This is a genomic window from Actinomyces sp. oral taxon 897 (genome assembly GCF_002999235.1).
Taxonomy (GTDB): Bacteria; Actinomycetota; Actinomycetes; order Actinomycetales; family Actinomycetaceae; genus Actinomyces.
Genome location: NZ_CP027236.1, coordinates 554,512 through 581,467, shown reverse-complemented (window position 1 = coordinate 581,467; position 26,956 = coordinate 554,512). Strand labels below are relative to the sequence as shown.

At 70.7% G+C, this 26,956-nt stretch carries 18 protein-coding genes and 1 rRNA gene; 2 read left to right on the top strand and 17 right to left on the bottom strand.

The features are described 5' to 3' along the window. Positions 1-425: 425 nt before the first annotated feature. The 8 genes from C3V41_RS02345 to C3V41_RS02310 form a co-directional block, all read right to left on the bottom strand. Positions 426-1,967, bottom strand: a 16S ribosomal RNA gene (locus tag C3V41_RS02345). A 433-nt stretch (positions 1,968-2,400) separates the two neighbouring features. Then, positions 2,401-3,663: a tyrosine--tRNA ligase gene (tyrS, locus tag C3V41_RS02340; RefSeq protein ID WP_106108941.1), complete on the bottom strand. Its 1,263-nt coding sequence runs from the start codon at positions 3,661-3,663 to the stop codon at positions 2,401-2,403. 394 nt (positions 3,664-4,057) lie between these two features. Beyond that, positions 4,058-4,636, bottom strand: a complete 579-nt coding sequence (locus tag C3V41_RS02335; protein WP_254423652.1) for a base excision DNA repair protein — start codon at positions 4,634-4,636, stop codon at positions 4,058-4,060. A gap of 113 nt (positions 4,637-4,749) precedes the next feature. Beyond that, on the bottom strand, positions 4,750-5,400 hold the full coding sequence (locus tag C3V41_RS02330; protein WP_106108939.1) for a class I SAM-dependent methyltransferase: 651 nt from the start codon (positions 5,398-5,400) through the stop codon (positions 4,750-4,752). Next, on the bottom strand, positions 5,397-6,026 hold the full coding sequence (locus tag C3V41_RS02325) for a DNA-3-methyladenine glycosylase (RefSeq protein ID WP_441299732.1): 630 nt from the start codon (positions 6,024-6,026) through the stop codon (positions 5,397-5,399). Before C3V41_RS02325 ends, C3V41_RS02330 begins: the two co-directional genes overlap by 4 nt. An 86-nt stretch (positions 6,027-6,112) precedes the next feature. Continuing rightward, positions 6,113-7,633 carry an argininosuccinate lyase gene (argH, locus tag C3V41_RS02320; protein WP_106108938.1) on the bottom strand — a complete coding sequence of 507 codons (1,521 nt, stop codon included), beginning with the start codon at positions 7,631-7,633 and terminating at the stop codon, positions 6,113-6,115. A 195-nt stretch (positions 7,634-7,828) separates the two neighbouring features. Next, the gene (locus tag C3V41_RS02315; protein ID WP_106108937.1) at positions 7,829-8,701 is read right to left on the bottom strand and encodes a formate/nitrite transporter family protein; all 873 of its coding nucleotides are present in this window, start codon (positions 8,699-8,701) and stop codon (positions 7,829-7,831) included. A 1,386-nt stretch (positions 8,702-10,087) separates the two neighbouring features. Then, positions 10,088-11,443, bottom strand: a complete 1,356-nt coding sequence (locus tag C3V41_RS02310) for an O-antigen ligase family protein (protein WP_254423650.1) — start codon at positions 11,441-11,443, stop codon at positions 10,088-10,090. An 828-nt stretch (positions 11,444-12,271) separates the two neighbouring features. On the opposite strand from C3V41_RS02310, the gene C3V41_RS02305 reads away from it, so the two are divergent. Next, positions 12,272-14,101, top strand: coding sequence for a variant leucine-rich repeat-containing protein (locus C3V41_RS02305; RefSeq protein WP_129591458.1), 1,830 nt, complete (start codon positions 12,272-12,274; stop codon positions 14,099-14,101). A gap of 290 nt (positions 14,102-14,391) precedes the next feature. On the opposite strand, the gene C3V41_RS02300 is transcribed toward C3V41_RS02305, so the two are convergent. The 9 genes from C3V41_RS02300 to pheS all read right to left on the bottom strand — a co-directional run bounded on the left by C3V41_RS02300 (position 14,392) and on the right by pheS (position 25,933). Continuing rightward, on the bottom strand, positions 14,392-15,612 hold the full coding sequence (locus C3V41_RS02300; RefSeq protein WP_106108934.1) for an argininosuccinate synthase: 1,221 nt from the start codon (positions 15,610-15,612) through the stop codon (positions 14,392-14,394). An 86-nt stretch (positions 15,613-15,698) separates the two neighbouring features. Beyond that, positions 15,699-16,256, bottom strand: coding sequence for an arginine repressor (locus C3V41_RS02295; protein ID WP_106108933.1), 558 nt, complete (start codon positions 16,254-16,256; stop codon positions 15,699-15,701). Between the two features lie 108 nt (positions 16,257-16,364). Further along, positions 16,365-17,624: an acetylornithine transaminase gene (locus tag C3V41_RS02290; protein WP_254423649.1), complete on the bottom strand. Its 1,260-nt coding sequence runs from the start codon at positions 17,622-17,624 to the stop codon at positions 16,365-16,367. Continuing rightward, positions 17,621-18,553 (bottom strand): acetylglutamate kinase, encoded by a 933-nt coding sequence (argB, locus tag C3V41_RS02285; protein WP_106108932.1) that lies wholly within the window; start codon positions 18,551-18,553, stop codon positions 17,621-17,623. The genes C3V41_RS02290 and argB overlap by 4 nt, the downstream gene beginning before the upstream one ends. Next, a complete protein-coding gene (argJ, locus tag C3V41_RS02280) occupies positions 18,550-19,728 on the bottom strand; it encodes a bifunctional glutamate N-acetyltransferase/amino-acid acetyltransferase ArgJ (RefSeq protein WP_106108931.1) in 1,179 nt (392 codons plus the stop codon). The genes argB and argJ overlap by 4 nt, the downstream gene beginning before the upstream one ends. Further along, complete coding sequence (locus C3V41_RS02270; protein ID WP_254423648.1) at positions 19,725-20,942, bottom strand: N-acetyl-gamma-glutamyl-phosphate reductase; 1,218 nt, start codon at positions 20,940-20,942, stop codon at positions 19,725-19,727. The genes argJ and C3V41_RS02270 overlap by 4 nt, the downstream gene beginning before the upstream one ends. Before the next feature lie 468 nt (positions 20,943-21,410). Then, positions 21,411-21,905, bottom strand: coding sequence for a flavodoxin domain-containing protein (locus tag C3V41_RS02265; protein WP_106108930.1), 495 nt, complete (start codon positions 21,903-21,905; stop codon positions 21,411-21,413). 256 nt (positions 21,906-22,161) lie between these two features. Continuing rightward, positions 22,162-24,846: a phenylalanine--tRNA ligase subunit beta gene (pheT, locus tag C3V41_RS02260; protein ID WP_106108929.1), complete on the bottom strand. Its 2,685-nt coding sequence runs from the start codon at positions 24,844-24,846 to the stop codon at positions 22,162-22,164. Position 24,847: 1 nt separating this feature from the next. Continuing rightward, a complete protein-coding gene (pheS, locus tag C3V41_RS02255) occupies positions 24,848-25,933 on the bottom strand; it encodes a phenylalanine--tRNA ligase subunit alpha (RefSeq protein ID WP_106108928.1) in 1,086 nt (361 codons plus the stop codon). 140 nt (positions 25,934-26,073) lie between these two features. On the opposite strand from pheS, the gene C3V41_RS02250 reads away from it, so the two are divergent. Continuing rightward, positions 26,074-26,949, top strand: coding sequence for a MerR family transcriptional regulator (locus C3V41_RS02250; RefSeq protein ID WP_106108927.1), 876 nt, complete (start codon positions 26,074-26,076; stop codon positions 26,947-26,949). The last annotated feature ends 7 nt before the right edge of the window (positions 26,950-26,956 follow it).

Genomic DNA, 26,956 nt, shown 5'->3' with positions numbered 1-26,956 from the left:
AAACCACGCCCCAGAACCCACCACAACAGCAGCAGGACCCGGGCGCGAGGCACACAACAAAAACACACCACAGAGAACAAAGATACTCGCGTCCACTATACAGTTCACAACCAACCCACCCACACCCCCACAACCCCCCACACCACCACCAAACAAGCAGCAGCAAACAACCAGGAGAGAAGCAGAAGCAGGACACAAAAGGGCACGCAGCCCCAGACCCCGACAGCATGCCCCCACCCCCCCACAACAGGAGAGGCGGGCACCCCCCACCCACCCACCGGCACCCGCACACGGGCACCAGCAGACACAGGCCAGGGAGCGTGTTCCCGTGCTGTCCGCCCGTCCGGCCCTCCCGACGGGCCACGAGAGGACCCGGGGGCGCGCCCGTGCGCGCCCCCGCCCCCCGCAGACCCCTAGATCCCTAGAAAGGAGGTGATCCAGCCGCACCTTCCGGTACGGCTACCTTGTTACGACTTCGTCCCAATCACCAGCCCCGCCTTCGACCGCTCCCCGTAGGGCCACGGGCTTCGGGCGTCACCGGCTTTCATGACGTGACGGGCGGTGTGTACAAGGCCCGAGAACGTATTCACCGCGGCGTTGCTGATCCGCGATTACTAGCGACTCCAGCTTCACGGTGTCGAGTTGCAGACACCGATCCGAACTGAGACCGGCTTTAAGGGATTCGCCCCGCCTCACGGCATCGCAACCCTCTGTACCGGCCATTGTAGCATGCGTGAAGCCCAGGACATAAGGGGCATGATGATTTGACGTCGTCCCCACCCTCCTCCGAGTTGACCCCGGCAGTCTCCCGCGAGTCCCCACCACGACGTGCTGGCAACACGGGACAGGGGTTGCGCTCGTTGCGGGACTTAACCCAACATCTCACGACACGAGCTGACGACAACCATGCACCACCTGCGGACCGGCCCCGAAGGGAGCCCGCGTCTCCGCGGACGACCGGCCCATGTCAAGCCCTGGTAAGGTTCTTCGCGTCGCATCGAATTAATCCGCATGCTCCGCCGCTTGTGCGGGCCCCCGTCAATTCCTTTGAGTTTTAGCCTTGCGGCCGTACTCCCCAGGCGGGGCACTTAATGCGTTAGCTACGGCGCGGACGACCCGGAAGAGGCCCCCCACACCTAGTGCCCAACGTTTACGGCGTGGACTACCAGGGTATCTAATCCTGTTCGCTCCCCACGCTCTCGCTCCTCAGCGTCAGTAACGGCCCAGAGACCCGCCTTCGCCACCGGTGTTCTTCCTGATATCTGCGCATTCCACCGCTACACCAGGAGTTCCAGCCTCCCCTACCGCACTCAAGCCGGCCCGTACCCACCGCACGCCCCCGGTTGAGCCAGGGGATTTCACGGCGGACGCGACCAGCCGCCTACAAGCCCTTTACGCCCAGTAACTCCGGACAACGCTCGCGCCCTACGTATTACCGCGGCTGCTGGCACGTAGTTAGCCGGCGCTTCTTAACCCGGCTACAGTCAGCACCCCACACGGGGGCGCCTTCTCCACCGGCGAAAGAGGTTCACAACCCGAAGGCCTCCGTCCCTCACGCGGCGTCGCTGCGTCAGGCTTCCGCCCATTGCGCAATACCCCCCACTGCTGCCTCCCGCAGGAGTCTGGGCCGTGTCTCAGTCCCAGTGTGGCCGTCCACCCTCTCAGGCCGGCTACCCGTCACCGCCTTGGTAGGCCATCACCCCACCAACAAGCTGATAGGCCGCGAGCCCATCCCCCACCAGAACCCCCAAACAGGGGAACCTATCCCGGCACCACCATGCGGCAGCACCAGCACACCCCGTATTAGCACCCCTTTCAGAGCGTTATCCAGGAGCAGGGGGCAGGTTACTCACGTGATACTCACCCGTTCGCCACTAACCCACCCACAAGGAGCAGGCCCGTTCGACTTGCATGTGTTAAGCACGCCGCCAGCGTTCGTCCTGAGCCAGGATCAAACTCTCCAAAAAAACCAATCACCCAGGCAACACCAGAAACCCAGCAGAACCAGGCACCAGCACCACCCAGACAAACAAAACAACCAAGCACACCCCAGACACACCCAACAAGACGCGCCCAGAACACACCCAGCAAAAAACCAGACAAACAAAACAACACAAAAACAAGCACACTATCGAGATCTCAAACAACACACCCAGAGATTGACGGCCACGATCATCGCGACCCCGCCCTCAGGCAGCTCGGAAAACTTTAGGGGATCAGGTCCGCCTCGTCAACTCGTCACCATGTGATCTGAGCTGCCTCGACGCCGTCACGCCCCTCGGCTCCCCGGCCCGCACCTTGGTGGATCGCTCCACCTCGTCACGGGCCGGAGAGAACACTACGTAGAACGCCTCCACCCGTCAAACCCAGTAACAGTGACTCTGCCCACAGGTATTGAGGTCAGGCGGTCCGTGCCACGGCGAGGGTGCGTCGGCCCTTGCGCACCAGCACCACTCCCCCGGCCAGCAGGTCGTCCGCGCCCACCGTCGCCTCCTGGTCGGTCACCTTGACATTGTTGAGGTAGGCGCCGCCCGCGGCCACGGTCTTGCGGGCGGCGTTGCGCCCCCTCTCCAGGCCCGCACCCACCAGCAGGTCCACCACGGTGGACTCCCCCACCACGAGCTCGGTGGCGGGCAGGGAGACGGTGGCCGCCGCCAGGGTCCCGGCGCTCAGCTCGCGCAGGTCCCCGCGCCCCCACAGGGCCGCCGTGGCCGCCTGGGCCTGGGCCAGGGCCTCGGCCCCGTGCACCCAGGCCGTGACCTCCTGGGCCAGGGCCCGCTGGGCCTGGCGCGCCCTGGGGTTGTCGGCCGTGGCCGCCTCGAGCCGCTCGATCTCCTCACGCCCCAGGAAGGTGAAGATCTTCAGGAAGCGCACCACGTCGGCGTCGTCGGTCTGCAGCCAGAACTGGTAGAAGGCGTAGGGGTTGAGCATCTTGGGGTTGAGCCACACGGCCCCGCCCTCGGTCTTGCCGAACTTGGTGCCGTCGGCCTTGGTGATCAGCGGGTTGGTCATGACGTGGACCGAGGCGCCCTCGACCTTGTGGATGAGGTCCATGCCGCCCACGAGGTTGCCCCACTGGTCGTTCCCGCCCACCTCCAGGGTGCAGCCGTGGCGCCGGTAGAGCTCCAGATAGTCGTTGGCCTGGAGGACCTGGTAGCTGAACTCGGTGTAGGAGATGCCCTCCTCGCTGGCCAGGCGCCGGGCGACGACGTCCTTGGAGAGCATGGTACCCATGCGGAAGTGCTTGCCCAGGTCGCGCAGGAAGTCGATGGCGCTCATCGCCTGGGTCCAGTCCAGGTTGTTGACAATGCGCGCGGGGTTGTCGCCGTCGAAGTCCAGGAGCCTCTCCAGCTGGGCCTGGAGCGACCGGGCCCAGGAGGCCACGACGTCCTTGGTGTTCAGGGAGCGCTCCCCCCTGGCGCGCGGGTCGCCAATGAGGCCGGTGGCGCCCCCCACCAGCGCCAGTGGGTGGTGCCCTGCCAGTTGGAGGTGGCGCATGACCTTGACCGCCACGAGGTGGCCGTGGTGGAGGCTCGGGGCCGTGGGGTCAAAGCCGCAGTAGAAGGTGACCGGGCCCTCGGCCAGGGCCGCGCGCAGCGCGTCAATATCGGTGTGCTGGGCGATAAGCCCACGCCACTGCAGTTCGTCCAGGATGTCTGTCACTGTCCTGTCGCCTTCCATGTGTCTCTTCCCTGCGTCCGTGTGAGTTTCTCGTGGATGAGCCATGTGAGCTAGTTCTCACAGGTCTCTTCCCTGCGTCCGCGTGAGTTTCCCCGGGGCTGGCCCGTAGGGCGGTCCCCGTCCAGGTCCCCTGCGTCCGCGTGAGTTTCCCGCGCACCTCGGAGTGCTCCTGGTGCGTTCTCGCACGCCGTGCCCCAGGCGGTGCGCCCGGAGCCGGGTCTGCTCCCGGCGCGGATAGTCTGCCACGACCCGACCCACCCGGCGCCCTGTAGCCGGGTCCGGTGCCGCACCCCGGGTGCCAGGGAGCCGGGCGCGCCCACCACCGTCCTGGGGCTGACGCGCTGACAGCGGCGCACTGTCCCCCGGGCCAGGGGCGTCAGGCCCTAATACCGATTGTGGGCCCGTAGGCCTCCCAGCCGCCCGCGGCGCGGGCGTGCTGGCCGGCCAGGATAATGAGCCCGTGGAGGTCCTTGAGCTCGACGATGTCGAACCCTCCGGCCTTGACCGCGGCCTCGTGGGCGCGGCGGGCGTCCTCGTAGCGCCGTCCCACCTCGTAGCCGGCCTGGCGCAGCAGCCTGCGCCCGTAGGCGTCGAAAATGAAGCGGGGGCGGTCGTAGGCCATGAGGGCGACGACGTCGGCGGTCTCGGGGCCGAATCCGGGCAGCGCCAGCAGCGCCTGGCGCAGGGCGGCGTCGTCCAGGCCGGGGGCGGCCGTCCCCGCCGGGCTGAGGACCCAGCTGGCGTAGGCGCGCAGGGCGCGGGCCTTGGCCCTCATGAACCCGCAGGGCCGGATGAGATCGATCAGATCGGCCTCATCGAGAGCGAGCAGGCGGGCCGGGTCGAAGGCGATGGCCCGCCGCAGGTCCTCCAGCGCGCGCTGGACACTGCCCCAGGCGGTGTTCTGCACCAGGACGGCACCGCAGACGTACTCGGTACCCGACTGCGCAGGCCACATCTCGACCTGGCCGAACTCGTCCCTCAGCAGTTCATAAAGGTCCCGCAGTGGGATCGGGCCGGTAAGCCGGGCACCACCTGCAGGACCCGCTTCGCCCGCGCGCGTCACATCGTTCACGCCATCCATCCCGCATCCCGAGGCCTGTCCCATACGAGGGAGTAGCGGTAGTAGAAGCGCCGCCTCACCCTGGCGTCGGGCAAGATCCGCGAGGCTGCAGCTCGGATCTCCCCCAACGATTCACGCGCTCGGGCGGTGACGACGCCGACGTCGCGGGTCTCGCGGTGCCAGGCGCTCATCACCCGGATCGGCAGGATGCTCAACCCGGAGATGATCCAGTCCCATGGGCTCTTCTCGGCGGCCAGACCGATGACGATGAGCCGCCCGCCGGGAGCGACCAGCGCGCCCAGGGCGGCCAGGCCCTCGTCAAGTGGGAGATGGTGGAGCATGGCGACACAGGTAACGGTCTCGAAGGTGCCGAGGCGTTCGGCGAGGTCCGGCTCCATGATGTCGGCGGGAAGCGCCTCGGCGTTCGGCATGCGCTCAAGACGCCGTCGCGCCCGGCTGAGCGACTGCTCGTCACTGTCGATCCCGACGGCTTCCCGGCACACGCCTGCCAGGCGCGCGAGCAGGAGCCCCTCGCCGCATCCGACGTCGAGAGCCCGCCCTCCGCGCTGCCCGGCGTCCCGGACGAGCTCTTGGTGGAAGGCGGTGTTGTGGTTCCAGTAGTCGGTCGGTCCCGCGGGATCGACGGCAGGGCCAGTCATCGTCTCCCCCGCCTGCGCCGGGGCGCGGCGGGCTTATAGGGGGAGACGGTGGGCTCGCCCTCGAGCCAGAAGCGCCAGGGGAAGGCCTTGCCATCACCCCCGGGGCCAGCCACCCCGGTACGCGGGCCCGTACGGATGCGCGCCGCCTCGGGGGCCGCACCCGGCGGCAGCACGAGGCTGACGCGCGAGCCGGGCCCGCCCAGGGCGGTGCCGTCCTCGGAGCGGTCCAGTCCCAGGGCGGCGCACAGCCGTGCCGGGCCGCGGGCCAGGTCGCGGTCGTTCCTCGCGGCGGGACGACGTCGCCTGGCCAGATCCACCCCGGCCACCACCTCCCCCGCGCGCAGGAGCACGGCGCGTGAGAGGCCGGCCGGGCCGGTGACGACATTGAGGCAGTGGTGCATACCGTAGGTGAAGTAGACGTAGATGACGCCCCCGGCCTCGAACATGGAGGCGTTGCGGGCCGTACGGCCCCGGAAGGCGTGGGAGCCGGGGTCGGCCTCGCCCCGGTAGGCCTCCACCTCGGTCAGGCGCACGGAGACGGTGCCGTCCGGGTCTGTCGCGGAGAAGACGGCCCCCAGGAGGGCGGGGGCGGCCTGGAGGCTGTCGCGCCCCAGCACCTCGGCCACCTCAGGGGCCACGCCCGGGCGCGGTACCACCCCTGCCGGCGGGTCCGTGGGTGGCGGTACCCGGCCCTGGCCGGCGTCCCCGGGCACTAGCCCCGCCCCGTCCCGGCGTCAGCTGGCACCCGCGCCCCGAGGCCGTCCAGGAGGGAGCCCTGGCGGGCGAAGGCCCGCAGGGTGGCGGCGTGGGCAGTCGCCCGGGCCAGCTGCTCGGCGACGCGCACGGGCGCGGTACCGCCCCGGCCGGCGCGGGCGGCCACGGAGCCCTCGGCGGAGAGCACCTCGCGCACCCCCGGCGTCAGGCGGGCATCGATGGCGGCGAAGTCGTCGTCGCTCAGCTCCCACAGCTCAATGCCGCGCTCCTCGCAGACTCGCACGCAGGCACCGGAGATCTCGTGGGCCTGCCGGAAGGGGACGCCGCGGCGCACCAGCCACTCGGCCACGTCGGTGGCCAGGGAGAAGCCCTGAGGCGCCAGGGCGGCCATGCGCCCGTAGTCCAGGACCATGGTGTCCACCATGCCGGCCACGGCGGGCAGGAGCACGGCCAGGGTGTCCACGGCGTCGAAGACCGGCTCCTTGTCCTCCTGCAGGTCGCGGTCGTAGGCCAGGGGCAGGGCCTTGAGGGTGGCCAGCAGGCCGGTGAGGTCCCCAATGAGGCGGCCGGCCTTGCCGCGTGCCAGCTCGGCCACGTCCGGGTTCTTCTTCTGGGGCATAATGGAGGAGCCGGTGGAGTAGGAGTCGTCCAGGGTGACGAACCCGAACTCCTTGGTGTTCCAGATAATGACCTCCTCGCTCAGGCGCGAGACGTCCACGGCGGTCATGGCCAGGACGAAGCTGAACTCCGCGACCACATCGCGCGAGGCCGTGCCGTCGATGGAGTTCTCCACGGCGGAGGAGAAGCCGAGGTCGGCGGCGACGGCGTCAGGGTCCAGGCCCAGGGTGCTGCCGGCCAGGGCGCCGGAGCCGTAGGGGGACACGGCGGCACGGGCGTCGAAGTCCTCCAGGCGCTCCACGTCACGCATGAGCGGCCAGGCGTGGGCGAGCAGCTGGTGGGCCACCAGGACCGGCTGGGCGTGCTGGAGGTGGGTGCGTCCCGGCATAATGGCCTCCCCTGCCGCTGCGGCCTGGCCGGTGAGCGCATCGACCACGTCCAGGACGAGCCCGGCGACGTGGCGGGCCTGGTCACGCAGGTACATGCGGATGAGGGTGGCGATCTGGTCGTTGCGGCTGCGCCCCGCGCGCAGGCGCCCGCCCAGGTCGGCTCCGGCGCGCTCCATGAGGCCCCGCTCCAGGGCGGTGTGGACGTCCTCGTCGGCGGGCACGGGTGCGAAGACGCCGGAGACGACGTCGTCCTCCAGGCGGTCCAGGGCCTGGAGCATGTCCTCCAGCTGGGAGTCGTCCAGCAGCCCGGCACCGTGCAGGGCCCGGGCGTGAGCCCGTGAGCCGGCGACGTCGTAGCGGGCCAGACGCCAGTCGAAGTGCGTCGAGACGCTCAGGGCAGCCAGGGCGTCGGCTGGGCCGCCGCGAAAACGCCCTCCCCACAGGCTCATGCCCGGGGCGGGTCCGACCGGGCAGGAGGGGGCGTCGGGCGGTGTGGCGGTGGTGTCACTCATGGGGCCATCATGGCCTACTTCCGGGACGGGGACCGGGTCGTGCCCCCACGCCGGTCACGGACGCCGGGTCGCCGGGAACGTACTTTAGTCGCCGGGAACGTACCGTAGCCACCGGCGACGTACCTTAATCGCTGGCAACGTACCTCCAGGGTACGTCCCCGGTGACTAAGGTACGTCGCCGGTGCGCGCCCCGACTCAGGAGTGCGGTACGGCGGCCCTGACCCGGCTGCGGACCCAGCGGTCGTCGTTGGCGTAGGCGTAGTAGGCGCCAATGAGGACGCCTCCGCCCACGAAGTTGCCCAGGAGCGCCACGGCCACGTTCCCGCTCGCGGCCAGGACGTCGATCCCGTGGGTGAGGCCCACGACGGTGAACAGGACCGTGTTGGCCACGGAGTGCTCGAACCCCAGGAAGGCGAAGACGAACACGGCCACGATCATGGACACGATCTTGGACCAGTCGTCGTGGATGAACCCGTTGTAGATGAGGAGCATTGCCAGGTTGATCATGAAGTTGCACAGGATGGCCCGTACGAAGAGGTCCCCCACCCCGGAGACCGAGTCCATGTAGGCCAGCTTGGCCTGCACGGAGTGGACGGCCTGCTCCCCGGTGGCGCCTCCCACCAGGGTGGAGAAACGGTACATGACGGCGAAGACGAGCCCGCCCAGGAAGTTGCCTATAAAGCACATGAACAGGACCCTCATGCCCCGCCACGTGGTAATACGCTTGTAGTAGCGGCCGATGACCACCACCATCATATTGGAGGTCAGGAGCTCGGACTTGGTGTAGTAGATGAACACCAAGGCCGGTCCGAACGCGAGGGCGCCGAGAAACTTCCCCACCCCCGCCGCCCCTAGCTCGGCGAAGGTCCCGACAATGGCGTAGTTGACAATGTAGAAGACGGCCACGATCATGCCCGCCATGGCCGCGCGCATGAGGTACCGCTGGGCTATATTGCCCGTCATCCGGGTCTTGGTATCCAGTGCCTCCAGGACGGTGGAGATGAACTGCTTACCGGGGAACAACTGGTTGGGCGCTGCCGCCTCCGTGGCGGCCTGGGTCTCAGCCATGGCCCTATGGTCGCACGGGCTGAGCGATCTGGCACCCCTCAGCAGGTCCTGGTAGGCCCCCGGCGCCCGGCCGCGGCACCTATCAGGCCTCCGCCTAGGACTGTAGGCCCACACCGTCAACCGGCTTGCCCACGTGGACCGGGAGAGCCTGCGGGACCTGCGCCGCCTGGGCGCCCGGGCCGAGGCTTGCCCACGTGGACCAGGAGAGTCTCCCGACGCCGTGGGGCCACGCTCATTAGGGTCATCGACGGCCTCACGCGGGCTGGAGCCTGGGTGACCTGGGTTCCGGGCTGTGGTTGCCACACGGACCAGGGAGCCTGTCCTCCTCCTTGGCCCGTCCCTGTCCCGTCCCGGTGGTTGCCACACGGACCAGGGAGCCTGGGGCGACGCCGGTGGTGGAGCTGGCTCCGCGGCTGCCCGTCGCGGCACCCGCCAGTCCGCCCCCTCTCCGCGAGAACGGTACTTATTGCTCGCGAGAACGGTACTTGTTCGCCGCGAGAACGGTACTTATTTGTGGTGAGGACGGATGGCGCGTCGGGCCGTCTCCGGGTCCGGGTCGCCAGGAGCGCCCGTCAATGAGTTCTGGGCAGCCCGGGTACCTGGGCTGTCGGGTGGTGCGGTCGTCATGACCATAGGGGTACAGGGAGGATGTCCCACTCGGCGCCGGTGGACCTGCCCATCCCGCGGTCGTCATGGCCATACGGGGAGAATGGTGAGTCGGTGGCGGGGTGGACTGCCGGGTGGCACGCGCCTACTGGCCTGTGCGGGTGCGCTCTAGTCCCGGCGGTCGTCTGGCGGCCCGGGTGCCTGGTGGCTGTGGGACAGTTCAGGGACACCCGGTCAGTCCTTCGAGGACGCCGTGCGCCCCGGATCTGGGCGACTCGGGGCCGCCCGGGTGGTCTCCGGGCGCAGTTCGAGGTGGTTTATGCGGAACTCTGGATAGTCTGCCGCCTGTCTGATGGCCCGGATCCGTGTGCGTGACGCAATCTGAGGATCAGAACGGAAGGTACCCCCGACCGCATTGGAGCCCAAGCCCCTGACCTGCGTGGACATCAGGTGCACAAAGACGGGAACGGGGTGGGCCCGGCTCTGATCCTCAGATTGCGACAGAACCAGGCGCCCGGCCCCACCAGGGCGCGCATAACCAATCTGCTCTCACGCGGGGGCGGGAGACAGCACAGGACCCTCGCGGCCATGGACAGCGGGAGGGCGCCGAGCGTGGAGACGGGGGTGTCCAGACAGGCCCCTCGCGCCCACGGAGAAGCACCTCCCGAGCACATCGAGCTGCGACGCGAGGATTGCTATAAGCACTAAAACTGAACTCGTACCTCCAAGCACGTCAAACCGCGACTACGTAAGCCGGCCATCCACCTCGGAGAGGTGCACCTAGGGCACGAGCATGCGCTCGCTGCGACGGGAGCTTGTCGGGAGGTAGATACTGCGGGTGGCGTCTGACGAGGGACGCCAGCGGCTTGCCGTCTTCTCGACCATACGGTGAAGCCCCAGCCAGGTAGCCAGGGCGCAGACGACCATCCAGTTGCCCTCCGAGAGCAGGCGGGACTCGCTGAGTGCCTGCACCGCCAGGGCCGTAGTCAGCAGGACGGGCAGGAGGACGGAGGAGTCGGAGTCCAGGTAGCGCAGCGCCAGCCGCCCCGTCTGGATCAGCAGCTGGGCCATGAGCAGGACAATGAGCAGCGCGCCAATGACGCCGGTCTGGAACAGCGCCTCGACGTAGGCGTTGTGCGCGCTCATGGTAGGGGTGCCGTCAGGACGGATGACCAGGGTCTGGAACATGGGGATCCAGGGCTCCCAGTACATGATCCACCCCCAGCCGAGGATGGGACGCTGCTGCCACAGCGCGATCACCCGCTCCCAGATCACCCACCGTCCGCTGGCGTCGGGCGAGCGCCCCAGGAGCATAATGATGGTCTGGTTGCAGACCAGCGACAGGGCCCCCGCCACCATGGCCGCCCCTGCGGCCATGACGAGCGCCCGCCGACGCCTGGCGCCCCCCAGCCTGCGCAGGCACCACAGCAGGAAGGCGAGCCCCCCGCACACCATCGTGGCCACGGTGACGGTGGCCGAACGGGTCAGCGCCAGGGTGAGCAGGCACAGGGCGGACCACACGACGAGGTGGGAGTTGCTGATCTGGTGGTCGCGCCATCGTACGACCACGCAGATGAGGGTCAGCAGGGCCACGAAGGCCAGGGGGTTGCGGTTGCCGATGATCCCCTGGATCGGTCCACCCTGAAAGAGCAGCCCGTCGCTCCAGTAGTAGGACGACGGGATCACGTCCCAGTTCCGCATGTACAGGGGCGCCAGGGGGTGGTGCAGGACCAGGGCGACCCAGGCCTCCAGGACCAGGCTCAGGGCGATCGTCGCCTCCAGGGCACGTCCCAGCGCGACGGTGAGCTCACGCAGCGACAGGCTGCAGGCCAGCAGAATGCCGACCGCGCTCGTAGCCACCATGAGCGCGGCTGCGAGCGCGGTCTCCGCCGGGAACTGCGACCAGACGAGGCTGAGGACGCACAGGACGGTGTAGGCACAGGCCACTGGCGGTAGGGCGCGCAGGGGGACGCGGTGCCCCTCACGCAGGAAGACGACCAGGAGGATGACAGTGCTGATGGCGGCGATGACCCCGAACAGGGTCCACCCGACGATATTGCGCACTCCCTGGCCGGAGAAGGTCAGGAAGGAGGCCCAGGTGCCCAGCGCGGGCATGAGCCTGGGCCGTGAGCTCATCACAGCAGCGCGTGTCCGCGTGCGCTCCATTGATGATCCGCCGCCTTCCGTTACGTTGTCAGCAAAGCCTCGGCGTTGCCGAGGGCGGACCACGCCCGCCGGGGACATAGTAAGAGGTTTTTGACGGACTCGGCCACGCGGTGGCGGCCAGCCGGATCCCGAGGCCGGCCGCCGCCCCTGCGGCCCGACTCGGCCATGCGGTGGGGCCAGCCGGATCCTGGGGCCAGCTGGTGCTGGTGACCTGCCCCGGGTCGTGGGCACGACTCGGGCGACCACGGGAGGGGCCGGGGCGGGCAGCGACCTGCCCTAGGTCGTGGGCACGACTCGGTGGGGGCCAGCCAGCAGGAACACGCTGGCCCTGAGCCGGCCCGGCGCCCGCGCCCCCAGCGTCCATGCCCTCGCGCACCCCCTCCTCCGCGAGAACGGTACTTATTCGTCGTGAGAACGGTACTTGTTGGCCGTGAGAACGGGGGGCGTCCTGGTGGCCTGGCCGCGGACGCCCCTGCCGCGGGGCCGTCCGCCGCCAGGACGGGGCGCTGCGAGGGGTGCCCACCGGGTCCCGCGGCACCTTGTCCCCCTCACCCTCTTCATCCCCCACGGGAACGTGCCATAGTCACCGACAACGTACCCTAGCTATCGATGACGTACCCTAGTCATTGGCGACGTACCCCAGACGACCTCCAGAGTACGTCCCCGGTGACTATGGCACGTCGCCGGCAGCTAGGGTACGTCCCCGATACAGGAGGACACCAGGTCACTACACCACGGACAGGAACCTACCCCCACCAGGAACGACGACGCACACGCCACCCGAGCTACCCTCCACCCATGACCAGCACCCCATCACCTACCACGCCACCCCGAGACCCCGACGCCGAGGCCCTGAGCAACCCGCACACCCCCGCCGCCGAGCTCGCCCGCATAGCCGCAACCCGCCCCGACCTCCACCCGGCCATTGCCGCCCACCCCCACTGCTACCCCGCCCTCCACCAGTGGATCACCCACTACCAGGCCACCACAACCACCAACCCGACCCCGGCCGCGGGCTCGGCCCCCGCCAACACTCTGGCCACCAGTCTGGCCCCAGCCACCGTCCCGGCCACCGCGGGGACCACGACCCCGCAAGGCGACCAGGCCCAGACCACCCCCTACCCAGCACCCACCACAGACACCAGCACCCCCGCTCTGACCATCACCGACAACCAGACCCCGCGGACCACACACCCCCAGGGCCCGTCCCGACGCACCATCAACCGAGCACTCCCCCTCCTCGCAGGCGGAGCCGCCCTAGCCACCCTAGGCGGCATCAGCACCTGGAGCCTCTCCCACTACCTCTCAGAAGAACCCCAGGACCCCACAGAAGAGGAACCACAGACAAAACACGGAACGTTCTCCATGTCCGCCCTGTCACCAGACTTCGCCCGGGGCGCTACCCGAACCTGGAGCATTGACTCATTCAGGGGCATGTGCACATCCCCCCAGGGTGACTACGTGTTCGGTCTCCACGGTACCCTAGAGGACACGGAGCCGAGTTCCTACCGTCTTTACCCGATTGACGGTTCCGGCGTCGGGGAACCGGTCGAGGTGGCGGCGTCGCACTGGGACTGGGACGACTTTCAGCACGGTCACCACAGTGTGCATACGTCATGGTGGGGGAGCTATCCCCTGCTCGTTGACAAGATCATCGATCCGCGCAGCGGGGGCGTGACCCCCGTCCCCTGGGACACCTCCTCTCACGTCTTCCTGGGGGCGCTCGACAATGACACCGCCCTCCTGCTGAAGGTGCCACCGTACCAGGACGGGGACGGAGCGGAGGCAGAAGGTCCTATTATCGCGGTCAACCGTCAGATGCAGGAAACCTGGCGCACAAACGAGGCCTATGTGTTGGCCTCCTTCGACCCGGCCCGCCCCGACGTCCTCATAGGCTACCGGTCGTCGCGCACCCGTGCCGGTGGCGACCGTGGCACTATTACCCCGCACCTGATTGACATTACGACAGGAGCGACCACGGCGACCCTGACACCGCTCGTCGAGCCGAGTGAGCGCGGCATTATCCTGGCCACGGACGGGGTCGTCGTGGTCACTACGGCGCCAGAGCACACGGCCCAAGCCCGCGCCTTTGGCTGGGACGGCGCACTGCAGTGGGAGCAGACCGGGCAGTACGCGCGCATCGTCTTCGACGGCGTCCCCTCAGTCGACGTCGTCCAACGCTCACTGACCAGCCTTAACGGGGCGACGGCCGTTGTGGCGGAGAACGGCGTCGCCCTGGTCCAGAACGGGGACGGGACCTTCAGCCGCCGGGGCGACGCCGGGGACGCGGGCCCCTCCCTCAGCCTGGGGGACGACAACATCTTCAGCGGGGGGAGGTACAAGATCGACTTCACGGTCCTGGCGGACGGGTCGGCCGCCGTGTGCTGGGCCAGCAGGAGGTCGTCGGTGAACCTCGTGGACGCCTCCACCGGCAGGCCGGTGCAGGACATACCGTCAGCCGTCCTGCTCTCCCGGGTCGTGGGCGGACTCTCCTGGGTCGTGGACGGGAGGCAGTACGCGAGCAGCCTGCCGGACGTGCAGGCTAGCCCGCTGGGCGACCCCGGCCACCTGCTCGTCATGGAGGAGAAGGGCGCTACCTTCTGCACCACCTGCTACGTCCCCGCATAGGAGAACCCCCGCGCAGGGGCACCAGGCCCCGTAACGGGCAGGGACCGACCACCACGGTCTACAGACTGCACGAGTTCCTGCAGATCTCACACGTTCCTACCAGCTCCCCACCTGACTCCGACGGAGGAGCCCCCGACAGGAACTGGTGCGGTCCGCAAGAACTCGTGCAGTCCAGACAAACAACTACCGTTCTCGCGAACAACAAGTACCGTTCTCACGACGAACAAGTACCGTTCTCGCGAGAGACGGGGCCGGGGTCAGGGCCGGGGCCGGGGAGGCCCCTGCCGTCCTCAGAAGCCGACGCCGCCCAGGCGCACGTCGCGGGCCGCGGCGAGTTTGGACTGCATTCCGTAGATCTCAATGAAGCCGCGCGAGGAGGACTGGTCGAAGGTGTCCCCGGTCTCGTAGGTGGCCAGGTTGAAGTCGTACAGCCCGGTATCGGTCCTGCGTCCGTTGACGGTGGCCCTCCCGCCGTGCAGCACCATGCGGATGTCCCCGTTGACGTACCTCTGGGTGTCCTCGATAAAGGCGTCCATGGAGCGCTTGAGCGGGGAGTACCACTGGGCCTCGTAGACCAGCTCGCCCCAGACCTGCTCCATCTGGCGCTTGTAGCGGCGCTGAAGACGCTCCAGGGTGACGGCCTCCAGGGCCCGATGGGCCTCAATGAGGGCCACCGCCCCGGGGGCCTCGTAGATCTCGCGGGACTTAATGCCCACCAGCCGGTCCTCCACCATGTCAATGCGCCCCACGCCCTGGGCCCCCGCACGCCGGTTCATCTCCTGGACGGCCTGGAGCGGGGTGACCTCGCGCCCGTCGATGGCCACCGGGATCCCCTGCCGGAAGGTAATGGTCACCTCGTCGGGCAGGGGCGGGTAGGTGGGGTCGTCGGTGTAGACGTAGACGTCCTTGGTGGGGGCGTTCCACAGGTCCTCCAGGAACCCGGTCTCAATGGCGCGGCCCCACACGTTCTGGTCGATGGAGAAGGGGTTGTGCTTGGTGGTCTCAATGGGCAGGTGGTGCTTCTCGGCGTAGTCAATGGCCACGTCACGGGTCAGGGCCAGGTCGCGTACCGGTGAGATGCAGTCCATGTCCGGGGCCATGGAGGTAATAGAGACCTCGAAGCGCACCTGGTCGTTCCCCTTGCCGGTGCAGCCGTGGGCCACCGTGTGGGCCCCGAACTGGCGGGCGGCCTTGACCAGGTGCTTGGCGATGACCGGGCGGGACAGGGCGGAGACCAGCGGGTAGGTGCCCTCGTAGAGGGCGTTGGCCTTCAGGGCGGGCATGCAGTACTCGGACGCGAACTCCTCACGGGCGTCAGCCACGTAGGCCTCCACGGCCCCGCAGTCCAGGGCCCGCTGACGGATCACCTCAAGGTCCTCCCCTCCCTGGCCGACGTCGACGGCCACGGCCACGACCTCACGGCCGGTGGCCTCCTCGATCCAGCCAATGGCGACGGAGGTGTCCAGGCCGCCGGAGTACGCCAGGACGACGCGGTCCTTGTGGGTGCTCATAGTAAGGTTCTCCTTATTAGTGGGTTTTTGTGCACGACGACGTCGCCCTGCCGCCCACAGGGCCACAGGGTGCGGGGGCGTGGGGGTCAGCGGTTACCCGACTCGGCCAGGGCCAGCAGGTGGGCGCCCACGCGCTCAGCGGCGGCGTTGGAGTGGGTGATCACCAGGACGGTGTCGTCCCCGCCGATGCAGCCCAGGACCTCGGGTATCATGGCGTCATCGACCGCGCTGGCCAGGAGCTGGGCGGCTCCGGCGGGGGTGCGCAGGACGAGCTGGCTGCCCGCCCACTCGGCGGTGACCAGGAGGTCGGCGCACCACCGGGCCAGACGGGCGGTGACGTGCTCCTCCAGGGTCCTCTCCGGCAGGGGCGCGCCCGGACCGACCTGCCCCGGGGCACCGGCCTGGGGGATGGCGTAGACCTGGTTCCCCCCGGCCGAGCGGACCTTGGTGGCCCGAAGCTCCACGAGGTCGCGTGAGAGCGTGGCCTGGGTGGTCAGCACCCCCCGCTCGGCCAGGACCTGGCGGAGCTGGGCCTGGGAGCGGATACGTTCCTTGCTCAGGACCTGGACGATAATGGCGTGGCGGGCTGCTTTGGTGGCCGGGACGGCGACCAGGGTGTCCATGCGGTCAGGAAGTGACGTCATAAATCATAACATACAATTGTACGTATATTCATGCAAACTAGGGGCGCGGTCTCATCGTGTTCGTCTCGTCACATATTCTACGGTGTGAGCCCGCCCCCGGTACGCCGGTCATCCCGGCCCGCCGCTGGCGGCCCCCACCCGCTCCCCCAGGACCCGCCCCAGGACCGCGGTAAAGGCCTGCGCGTCCGCCTCCGGCAGGATCAGGGGCGGGGCCAGGCGCAGCGTGTCAGGGCGCGGCGCGTTGACAATGAACCCGCGCCCGGCGAGCTCCTCCGCCACCTCGCCGGCCGGGCCCACCCGCTCCTCCAGCCCGACGCCCAGCAGCAGGCCCCGGCCCCGCACCTCGGCCACGCCCTCCAGGGCGGCCAGCTGGCCCGCCCAGGACCGGCCCAGGCGTGCCGCGCGGGCCAGCAGGCCATCGTGCTCCAGGGTGTCGATGACGGCCAGGGCGGCGGCGCAGGCCACCGGGTTCCCGCCGAAGGTGGTGCCGTGCTGGCCGGGGCCCAGCAGGCGGGCCGCCTGGCCGTGGGCCACCACGGCGCCGACGGGGAACCCGCCGCCCAAGCCCTTGGCCAGGGTCACCACGTCCGGGGTCACGCCCGGGGCCAGCAGGTGGTGGGCCATCCAGGCGCCGGTGCGCCCCATACCGGTCTGGACCTCGTCGACCACCAGCAGCGCCCCGGACCTGGCGGTGGCCTCCCGCGCGGCCCGGAGGTAGCCCTCGGGGAGCTCACGCACCCCCGCCTCGCCCTGGATGGGCTCGACGACCAGCGCGGCCACGTCCGGACCCAGGGCCGCCTCCAGCGCCCCGACGTCACCCGCGGGGAGGAACTCCACCCCTGCGGGCAGGGGCTCGAAGGGCTCGCGGTAGGCGGCCTTGTGGGTCAGGGCCAGGGACCCCATGGTGCGGCCGTGGAAGGCGCCCTGGAGGGCCAGGACCCGGGGGCGGGCGGCCCCGCCGTGGCGGCGGGCGATCTTGAAGGCGGCCTCGTTGGCCTCCGTGCCCGAGTTGGCCAGGAAGACGGTGGTCTGGTCGGGCCCGGAGCCCGGGTAGACGATCCTGGCCAGCTCCTCGGCCAGGCGGATCTGCCCCGGGGTGGTGAACAGGTTGGACACGTGCCCCAAGGTGGACATCTGCTCGCTGACGGCCGCCACCAGGGCGGGGTGGGCGTGCCCCAGGCAGTTCACGGCGATACCTGCCAGCAGGTCGGTGTACTCCACCCCGTCGGCGTCCCAGACGTGGGCGCCCCGACCGCGCACGAGGACCCGGGCGGGAGTGCCGAAGGTGGGCATGACCGCCTGGCGGTAGCGCTCGCGCCAGGAGCGGGTGGCGGGCGGGGTGGTAGCCGGTGTCGCGCTCGTGCTCACACCAGGTCACCGTCCCCGACCGGCCCGGCGATATCGGGGTAGACCACGGTCCCCACCCCGTCGTCGGTGACGATCTCCAGGAGCATGGAGTGGGGCTGGCGCCCGTCCACGACGTGTGCCTGGCCCACTCCCCCGCGCACCGCCCGCGCGCAGGCCTCCATCTTGGGGATCATCCCGGAGCCCAGGTCGGGCAGGAGCCGCTCCAGGGCGCTGACGCTAATGCGGGAGACCAGGCTGGAGCGGTCTGGCCAGTCGGAGTACAGGCCCTCGACGTCGGTGAGCACCATGAGCTTCTGGGCCCGCAGGGCCACCGCCAGGGCGGCGGCCGCGGTGTCCGCGTTGACGTTGAGCACGGTGGTGGAGTCGGCGACCAGGGGGGCCACGGAGGAGATGACCGGGATACGCCCCTGGGCCAGCAGGTCCAGGACCGGGCGGGGGCTGACCTCGACGACGTCCCCGACCAGGCCCACGTCCACCGCCTCCCCGTCCACCGTGGCCAGGCGCTGGCGGGCCCGCAGCAGGCCGCCGTCCTCGCCGCTGATGCCCACCGCGGCCGAGCCCACCCGGTTGAGCAGGGAGACGAGCTCGCGCTGGACGCCGCCGGTGAGGACCATGCGCACCACGTCCATGACCTCGGGGGTGGTCACCCGCAGCCCGCCACGGAACTCGGAGTCAATACCCAGCCGGGAGAGCATGGCGCTGATCTGGGGGCCGCCGCCGTGGACCACCACGGGACGCAGGCCCACCTGGTGCAGGAAGAGGACGTCGTCGGCGAAGGCCCGCTTGAGGTCCTCGTCCACCATGGCGTTGCCGCCGTACTTGATGACGACGGTGGCGCCCCGGTAGGCGCGCAGCCAGGGCATGGCCTCCAGGAGCACGGAGGCCTTCTGGGTAGGGGTCAGGGAGTCGGTCAGGTGGGTGGTGCTCATGTGGTGTAGTCCGCGTTAATGGTGACGTAGCCGTGGGTGAGGTCGTTGGTCCAGACGGTGGCCGTCGCGTCGCCCGCGTTGAGGCTGATGTCGATGCGGGTCTCCCGGGGGCTCATGTCCACCTCGGAGCGGTCGCTCCCCAGGGCCCCGTGGGCGAAGATCGTCACCCCGTTCATGGCCACGTCCACCTGCCCGGGGTCAAAGGGGCAGACCTCCTCCGGGACGGTGCCGAGCTGGGCCAGGACCCGGCCCCAGTTGGGATCCTGCCCGGCGACGGCGCACTTGAGGAGGTTGGAGGAGGACACCGTGCGGGCGGCGGCCAGTGCGGCGGCCTCGCTGACGGCGCCGGTCACGGTGACGGCAATGTCGTGGGTGGCGCCCTCGGCGTCGGCCACCAGGCGGCGGCCCAGGCGGCCCAGGACCTCGGTGACGGCCTCCTGGAGCTCCCCGGGGTCGGGGGACACGCCCGAGGCGCCGGAGGCCAGCAGGAGGACGGAGTCGTTGGTGGACATGCAGCCGTCGGAGTTAATGCGGTTGACGGTGCGCCCTGCCGCCGACGCCAGCACCCGGGCCGCCACCTCCGGCGTCACGACGGCGTCGGTGGTGAGCACCCCCAGGACGGTGGCCATGCCGGGGGCGAGCATGCCCACGCCCTTGATCATGCCCCCCACGGACCAGCTCCCCTGGGAGCCGGAGACGGTCAGGGCGTCCTCCTTGGGGACCGTGTCCGTGGTCATAATGGCCAGGGCGGCCCAGTGGGCGGCCTGGGTGGTGGCGGCGAGCTCGCTGGCGGCGACCTCCGTGCCCGCCAGGAGCGCGGGCATGGCGATGGGCTCGCCGATGACGCCGGTGGAGCACACCAGCACGTCCTGGGCACGGCACCCCAGCAGGCCGGCGACCTTCTCGGCGGTGGCCACGGTGTCGGCGTAGCCGGCGGCGCCGGTGCAGGCGTTGGCGGAGCCGGAGTTCAGGACGACGGCGCGGGCGGCGCCGTCGGCGACCGCCTGGCGGGACCAGACCACCGGGGCGGCCACCACCCGGTTGGTGGTGAAGACGCCTGCGGCCACGTCCAGGGGGCCGTCGTTGACGACCAGGGCCAGGTCCGGCTTGCCCGAGCGCTTGAGCCCGGCGACGACTCCAGCGGCCCGGAAGCCTGTGGCGGTGGTCACGCTCATGGGGCGACTCCTTCGGTGATAACGCCGGTGTCCTCGGGCAGGCCGAGGGCGAGGTTGAGGCACTGGAGGGCGGCGGAGGCGGTCCCCTTGCCCAGGTTGTCAATGGCGCACAGCATAGTGGCGACCCCGGCGCGGGCGTCGTAGGTGACCTGGACGGTCGCCAGGCCCGAGCCCAGGACCGCCCCGGTGGTGGGCCAGGTGCCCGGCTCCAGGAGGTTGACCAGGGCCTCGCCGCCGGTCGGGGCGGGCTCGCCCTCGGCCGGGTTCACGCCAGGACCGCCGTCGGCCGGGGTACCGGGGCCGCTGGCCGGGGCACCCTCTGTGCCCTGCGTACCGCCGACCGTACCAGCGGGGCCGTAGGCGGCCTCCCAGGGGGCACGCAGAAGGGCCTGGGGGTCGGGGGCGCTGGCGACGGCGTCGGACACCGGGGCGGTGACGGTGGCCAGGATGCCGCGGCTCATGGGGACCAGGACGGGGGTCAGGGACAGGCGCACCGACCCGGCGGGGGCGCCGGCGACCTCCAGGTTCTGGACGACCTCGGGGATGTGGCGGTGGGTGCCGCCGACGGCGTAGGGCTGGGCACCTCCCAGGGCGGCCGAGGCCGTCAGGTGGGGCCTGAGCGCTCTGCCGGCCCCGGAGTAGCCCACGGCCAGGACCGCGGTCAGGGCGCCGGGGTCCAGCAGGCCCGCGGCGACGCCCGGCTGGACGGCCAGGGTCACGGCGGTGACGTTGCACCCGGGCACGGCGACGTGCCGGGTGCTGGCCAGGGCGCGGCGCTGGGCGGTGGCGGTGGTCTCCCCGGCGTGCAGGAGCTCGGGCATGCCGTAGGTCCAGGGCGGGCAGAAGCCGGGACCGTAGTAGTCCTCCCAGGCCCTGGCGCTAGTCAGGCGGTGGTCGGCCCCGCAGTCCAGGAGCAGGGGGGTGTGACCGGCGGCGGCCCCCGCCTCCTCCAGGGCGGCGGTGACGGCCCCTGAGGCCCCGTGCGGCAGGGCCAGCACGACGACGTCGTGGTCCAGCAGGTGGGCGACGTCGGTGGGCTCCACCCGGCGTCGGGCCAGGGCGGCCAGGTGGGGGTGGTGCTCACCGAGACGGGTGCCGGCGCTGGAGGAGGCGGTGAGCGCACCGACCTCCAGGTAGGGGTGCGAGGCCAGGAGGCGCAGGACCTCTCCCCCGGCGTAACCGGTCGCTCCGGCGACCGCTGCTGTCCAGCTCATACGTGAAACATACAGTTTTCTGCATAGACATGCAATTGCCGGGACGCCCTCCTGCCGTCACCTTGCTCACAGCCGGGTACCGCGAGAACGGTACTTGTTCGTCGCGAGAACGGTACTTGTTCGTACTGAGAACGGGGCGCTCACGGCGTTCCCGCAGGAGCACCGGCGCTCCGTGAAGGACCCGCTCCCGCCCCGTCCCTGTGCAGGAGCGGCGCACGTCTGGTCGCGTGGAGGGGCCTGGCCCCCGACCAGGCCGACCCTGCGGGCACCATGGCACGTGCCCGCTGACCGAGGACGCCCACCGCCCTCGTGCGGAGGTCCGGGCGGGCACGCGGGGTGGCAGGGCAACGGCTACCAGACGGGTGCTGCCAGCGCTAGCTGGCCCGGGTCGTGGGGAACAAGTACCGTTCTCACGAGCAATAAGTACCGTTCTCGCGCGGTTGGGGGAGGCGGGCGGGAGCGGGTGGCTCAGGCGTTGGCGGTGAGGGTGGTGGCAATGGCGTCCGCCCAGGCGCGCACGGTGTCCCAGTCGCGGTAGTCGCCCTCGGAGGCCCCGCCCAGGCGGGCCACGGCGCGCTCACGCAGGCTCAGGTCGGCGGGGGCGAAGCGCCCGGGGAAGGTGACGTGGTCCTCAGGCTCCAGCGCCAGCAGGACGGGGCCAATGCGCGTGGGGTCGGCCACCTTGCCCTTGGGCAGGCCGGAGAGGCCCACGGAGAAGGCCCACACGGGCCTGGCCGCCAGGGTGTCGCGGAAGCGCTTGGCGAAGTCGACGGCCTGGGGGGTCCACTGGGTCATGTAGACGGCGCTGCCCAGGATGAAGGCGTCGTACCCGTCCACGCTGACGACGTCCTCGGGACGCATGACCTCCACCTCGATCCTGGCGGCACGCAGCCGCTCGGCGATGACGGCCGCGACCTCGTCGGTCGAGCCGTGGCGGGAGGAGGACGTGAGCAGAATCTTCATGACGACCAGTATCGCTGAAGGCCGGGGCCGTGTCCGGGACCCGCCGTCTGTTCACGTCCCGGTAACGCACGTGCCGTCATGACGTGTATCACGCCATGACGGCACGTCCACCAGCCGGGCCCGGGCACCCCTGCCCGACCGGCCGCGGACCGGGGGTATGTACACGCAACTGTCCTCCCGGGCACCCCGGCCCGGCCAGCCAGCCTGGGCAAGGTGCGGGGCAGGAGGTCGGCGCCCGGGCGCCCCGGTCAGCCGTTCAGCTGCGCAGCTCGGCGCCCAGGAGCCTGCCCGCACGCTTGACCACGCGCTTGCGTACGGCGGCGGTCTCGCCAGCGGTCAGGGTGCGGTCCGCGGCGCGCAGCACCAGGGACAGGGCCAGGGACTTACGTCCCTGACCGACCTGCGGGCCCCGGAAGACGTCGAAGAGGCGCACCTCCTCGGCCAGGTCCCCGGCGGCCTGCCGGACCACGGACTCCACCTGGGCGGCCGGGACGGACTCGTCCACCACCAGGGCGATGTCCTCCTTGGCGGCGGGGAAGGTCGAGACGGGCCTGACCTGGAGGGGTCCCGCTGCCGCGGAGGCGTCCAGGAGGACGTCCAGGTCCAGCTCGACGGCGCAGGCGCGCGGTGGCAGGCCCAGGGCACGCACCACGCGCGGGTGGAGCTCCCCGGCGTGGCCGACCAGCTCCCCGGGGACCAGGTCCCTGCCCCGGCGCACCGGTGCCAGGCGGATCTCCGCGGTGCGCCCGGGGTGCCAGGGGGCGTAGGGCCGCTCAGGGGCGCGGACGGACACCTCCACGCCCAGGGTCGCGGCGACGGTGCGGGCCACCTCGACGGCGTCGGCCCAGTCCCAGGGGCGGTCAGGCCCCAGCACCCCGCCCCTGACGCGCACCCCGGTCAGGACCACGCCGACGTGCACGGGCTGGGAGGGGATCCCCGCCTCCAGGGCGGCGACCTCCTTGGCGGTGGGGCGCCGGTCCACCCCGGGGATGGCGGCGGGCACGGTGCCAGCCGGGTGGGTGACGGAGCCCACCTCGTAGACGGCCACGTCGCCCAGGCCCCGGGAGATATTGCGCCCGGCGACCTCCACCAGGGAGTCCAGGACGGACGTGCGCAGGGCGGGGGCGTCCTCGGCCAGGGGGTTGGTCAGGCGGACGGTGGTACGGCGCGGGTCGTCCGCCGGGATCCCCAGGCGGTCGTGCACGTCCCCGATGAACGGGTAGGACAGCACCTGGGTGATCCCGGCGTCAGCCAGGGCCCGTACCACGTCGCGCCGGGCCCGCTGACGCGGGGTCAGGCCGGTGCCAGCGGGTGCCGTGGGCACGATGACGGGGATGGAGTCGTAGCCGTCCAGACGGGCGACCTCCTCGGCCAGGTGGGCGGCCCCCACCAGGTCGGGACGCCAGGTGGGCGGGGTCACCGACAGCATCCCGGTGCCGTCCTCGGCCCGCGCGGGCGCCACGACGCAGCCGATGGCGGTCAGCAGCTCGGTGACGCGCGCCGGGTCGTAGTCCACGCCGGCCAGGCGGGCGGCGAAGTCGGGGCGCACCACCAGGGGCGCGGGGGCCGAGGTGCGGTCCACGTCGGAGGCCACCGGGTCGGCGACCCCCCCGCCGTACTCCACGAGCAGGTCCACGGCCCGCTGGGCGGCCACGGGGGCCAGGGCGGTGTCCACCCCACGCTCAAAGCGCTTGGAGGACTCGGTGGGCAGGCGGTGACGGCGCGCGGAGCGGGCCACGCTCACCGGGTCGAAGTGGGCGGCCTCAATGACGACGTCGGTGGTGGCGGCGTCGATCTCGGCGTCGGCGCCCCCGAACACCCCGGCGAGCACCAGGGCCCGGGAGCCCTGGCCGTCCGGGGAGTCGGCGACGACCAGGTCCTCAGGATCCAGGGTGCGGGTGACCCCGTCCAGGAAGGTCAGGGACTCCCCCGCCCTGGCGCGGCGCACCACGACGGGGGCGGTGAGCTTGCCGGCGTCGAAGGCGTGCAGGGGCTGGCCCAGGTCCAGCATGACGTAGTTGGTGACGTCCACGATCAGGCTAATGGGACGCATCCCGGCGGCGGTCAGGCGCTCGCGCATCCAGGCCGGGGAGGGGGCGGCGGGGTCGATGCCGCGCACCACGCGGGCCACGTAGCGGTCGGCGCCCACCCGGCCGCGCACGGGCCTGGGGTCAGGGTCGATACGCACCGGGAAGGCCCCGTCGGCGGGGTGGGAGACCCCGTCCGTGGACCCGGTGGACGGGGCCAGGCCGCCCGGGAACAGGTCCGGGTTCGTGGCGTCGGCGGGGTCGGTGAAGCGGGCCCCGGTGGCGTGGGAGTACTCGCGGGCCACGCCCCGCATGGAGAAGCAGTAGCCGCGGTCCGGGGTGACGTTGATCTCCAGGACCTCCTCCCCCAGTCCCAGGATGGGCAGCGCGTCGGTGCCCGGCGCGGGGGGCTCCTCGCCGGTGCGGCCGTGCTCGGCCAGCCACCGCCCCAGGACGATAATGCCGGAGTGGTCCTCGCCGATACCCAGCTCCCGGGCCGAGCAGATCATGCCGTCGGAGACGTGCCCGTAGGTCCTGCGGGCGGCGATGCGGAAGTCGCCGGGCAGGACGGCGCCGGGCAGGGACACCACCACGAGGTCGCCGACGTCGAAGTTGTGGGCGCCGCACACGATCCCGCGGCTGGGCAGCTCAGAGGGCTCCTTGCCGGTGCCGGGGGCGTCGTTGTGCACAGGCCCCACGTCCACCCGGCAGTAGTTAATGGTCTTGCCGTTGGACTGCTTCCTGGCCTCGCGGGTCAGTACCCTGCCCACCACCAGGGGGCCGGTGACGGCGGGGGGGACGACGCGCTCCTCCTCCAGGCCCACCCGCACCAGGTCGGAGGCGAGCTGGGCGGCGCTCAGGCCCGCGGGGACGTCAACGTGCTCGCGCAGCCACTCGAGGGGGACGTATGGCATGTCAGTGACCCTTTCCGGTGGTGCCGAACTGCTGGGAGAAGCGGATGTCGCCCTCGACGATGTCGTGCATGTCGGCGATGCCGTGGCGCAGCATGAGGGTGCGCTCCAGGCCCATGCCGAAGGCGAAGCCGGTGTAGACCTCGGGGTCGATGCCGCAGGCGGTGAGCACGTCCGGGTTGACCATGCCGCAGCCGCCCCACTCGATCCACCCGGCCCCGCCCTTCTTGGCCGGGAACCACAGGTCCATCTCGGCGCTGGGCTCGGTGAAGGGGAAGAAGGAGGGGCGCAGGCGGGTGCGGGCCTCGGGCCCGAACATGGCCCTGGCGAAGTGGTCGAGGGTGCCCTTGAGGTGGGCCATGGTCAGGCCCCTGTCCACGGCCAGGCCCTCGACCTGGTGGAAGACGGGGGTGTGGGTGGCGTCGAGCTCGTCGGAGCGGAAGACCTTGCCGGGGCAGGCCACGTAGATAGGGGGCCGGTGGTCCAGCATGACGCGGGCCTGCACCGGGGAGGTGTGGGTGCGCAGCACCAGGTTGGCCGGCTCGCCGTCGGGCGCGCCGACGGAGTCGCCCCGGACGTAGAAGGTGTCCTGCATCTGGCGGGCGGGGTGGTCGGCGTCGAAGTTGAGGGCGTCGAAGTCGAACCACTCGTGCTCCACCTCCGGGCCCTCGGCGATGGACCAGCCCATGGCGGTGAACATGTCACAGACCTCGTCAATGAGGACGTCCAGGGGGTGGCGGGCGCCGGCGGCCGCGCGCGCGGTGGGGACGGTGACGTCGACGGCCTCGGTGGCGAGCATCTCCTCCTCGGCGGCCGCCTCCAGCGCCTCCTGCCGGGAGGCCAGGGCGGCCTGGAGGCGTGCGCGGGCGGCGCCCAGGAGCCTGCCGGCCACCGGCTTGTCCGCCTTGTCCAGGGCGCCGATACCCCGGTTGGCCAGGACCAGGGGCGAGGCGTCGCCGGTGTGGGCCAGACGGGCCTCCTTGAGGGCCGCCAGGGAGTCGGCTGCCGCGAAGGCGGCCAGGGCCTCCTGGACGGCGGCGTTAACGCCCGCCTCGTCCAGGGGCGAGAGCGCGCCGGGTGCATGAGTCATGAGTGTGCCTTCCCACCGGGTCTGGGTGTCTCGTGCCGGGTCCCAGAGTAGTCGGCCCCACCGGTACGTTCGACTCCAGGCGCCCTCGCCCTCCCGCCACCGCTTGACGGTGACGTTGCGTCACCTGGTGGGATGGGGCCATGCGCGTCACCAAGATCGCCGACCTGGCCGGGACCACGCCCCGGGCGGTCAGGCACTACCACCGCCTGGGCCTGCTGGAGGTACCGCCCACCGTGCGCGGCAGGCGCGAGTACGGCGTCGGGCACCTGGCGCGCCTGCTGCGTATCCGGTGGCTGGCAGACAGCGGCCTGTCGCTGCGCCAGGTCGCCGAGGTCCTGGCCCCCGAACCCGCCACCTGCCCGGAGCAGCCCGGCACCGGGTCGCACCGTCAGGTGGTGCTGAGCGACCTGCGGGCCGTGAAGGACACCATCTCGGCCCAGCGCCGCCTGCTGGCCGAGCAGGCGCAGCGGATCGACGCCCTCATCTCCCGCGTGGAGGCCGGCCAGGCCCTGGCCCCCGTGCCGAGCGCCCTGACCCGTTTCTACGACGCGCTCGAGGCGCGGGTCCGGGCCCTGGGCGGGGACGTGCGCAGCGTGCACACGGAGCGCCAGATGGTCCTGGTCCTGGGGTCGCTCGGCATGGTCCCCGACAGCGTCGTCCCCTTTATCGAGGCCCTTGACGACGCCGAGCTCGACATGTGCGCCCAGCAGATCACCACCTTCGCCCACCTGGCCCAGCTGCCCGGCGACCAGGGTGTCGCCACCGCCCGCGACCTGGCCGCCCGCAGCATGGACCTGATCAGCCGCCACAAGCACCTCACCCTGGCCGTCCTGGGCGACCTGCCGGACGGGGTGATGGGACACGCCATGTGGCACCTGGTCCAGGTCCTGTCCGACGCTGGCTACCCCTGCCCCGCCCAGCACGCCTTCGCCAGCCGTCTCCTGGAGCTCCTGCTCGCCGACCCCGACTTCGCCGCCACTATCCGCCGCTCAGCAGGAAAGGACCCTGTGCTGTGACCAAAAC

What these genes read in the sequence shown, in the direction of transcription:
- argB (WP_106108932.1), bottom strand. Translation starts at nt 18,553, where the DNA reads ATGAGCACCACCCACCTGACCGACTCCCTGACCCCTACCCAGAAGGCC.
- C3V41_RS02265 (WP_106108930.1), bottom strand. Translation starts at nt 21,905, where the DNA reads ATGAAGATTCTGCTCACGTCCTCCTCCCGCCACGGCTCGACCGACGAG.
- argH (WP_106108938.1), bottom strand. Translation starts at nt 7,633, where the DNA reads ATGAGTGACACCACCGCCACACCGCCCGACGCCCCCTCCTGCCCGGTC.
- pheS (WP_106108928.1), bottom strand. Translation starts at nt 25,933, where the DNA reads ATGACTCATGCACCCGGCGCGCTCTCGCCCCTGGACGAGGCGGGCGTT.
- C3V41_RS02335 (WP_254423652.1), bottom strand. Translation starts at nt 4,636, where the DNA reads ATGTGGCCTGCGCAGTCGGGTACCGAGTACGTCTGCGGTGCCGTCCTG.
- C3V41_RS02305 (WP_129591458.1), top strand. Translation starts at nt 12,272, where the DNA reads ATGACCAGCACCCCATCACCTACCACGCCACCCCGAGACCCCGACGCC.
- C3V41_RS02295 (WP_106108933.1), bottom strand. Translation starts at nt 16,256, where the DNA reads ATGACGTCACTTCCTGACCGCATGGACACCCTGGTCGCCGTCCCGGCC.
- C3V41_RS02270 (WP_254423648.1), bottom strand. Translation starts at nt 20,942, where the DNA reads ATGAGCTGGACAGCAGCGGTCGCCGGAGCGACCGGTTACGCCGGGGGA.
- C3V41_RS02300 (WP_106108934.1), bottom strand. Translation starts at nt 15,612, where the DNA reads ATGAGCACCCACAAGGACCGCGTCGTCCTGGCGTACTCCGGCGGCCTG.
- C3V41_RS02250 (WP_106108927.1), top strand. Translation starts at nt 26,074, where the DNA reads ATGCGCGTCACCAAGATCGCCGACCTGGCCGGGACCACGCCCCGGGCG.
- C3V41_RS02330 (WP_106108939.1), bottom strand. Translation starts at nt 5,400, where the DNA reads ATGACTGGCCCTGCCGTCGATCCCGCGGGACCGACCGACTACTGGAAC.
- argJ (WP_106108931.1), bottom strand. Translation starts at nt 19,728, where the DNA reads ATGAGCGTGACCACCGCCACAGGCTTCCGGGCCGCTGGAGTCGTCGCC.
- C3V41_RS02315 (WP_106108937.1), bottom strand. Translation starts at nt 8,701, where the DNA reads ATGGCTGAGACCCAGGCCGCCACGGAGGCGGCAGCGCCCAACCAGTTG.
- pheT (WP_106108929.1), bottom strand. Translation starts at nt 24,846, where the DNA reads ATGCCATACGTCCCCCTCGAGTGGCTGCGCGAGCACGTTGACGTCCCC.
- C3V41_RS02310 (WP_254423650.1), bottom strand. Translation starts at nt 11,443, where the DNA reads ATGAGCTCACGGCCCAGGCTCATGCCCGCGCTGGGCACCTGGGCCTCC.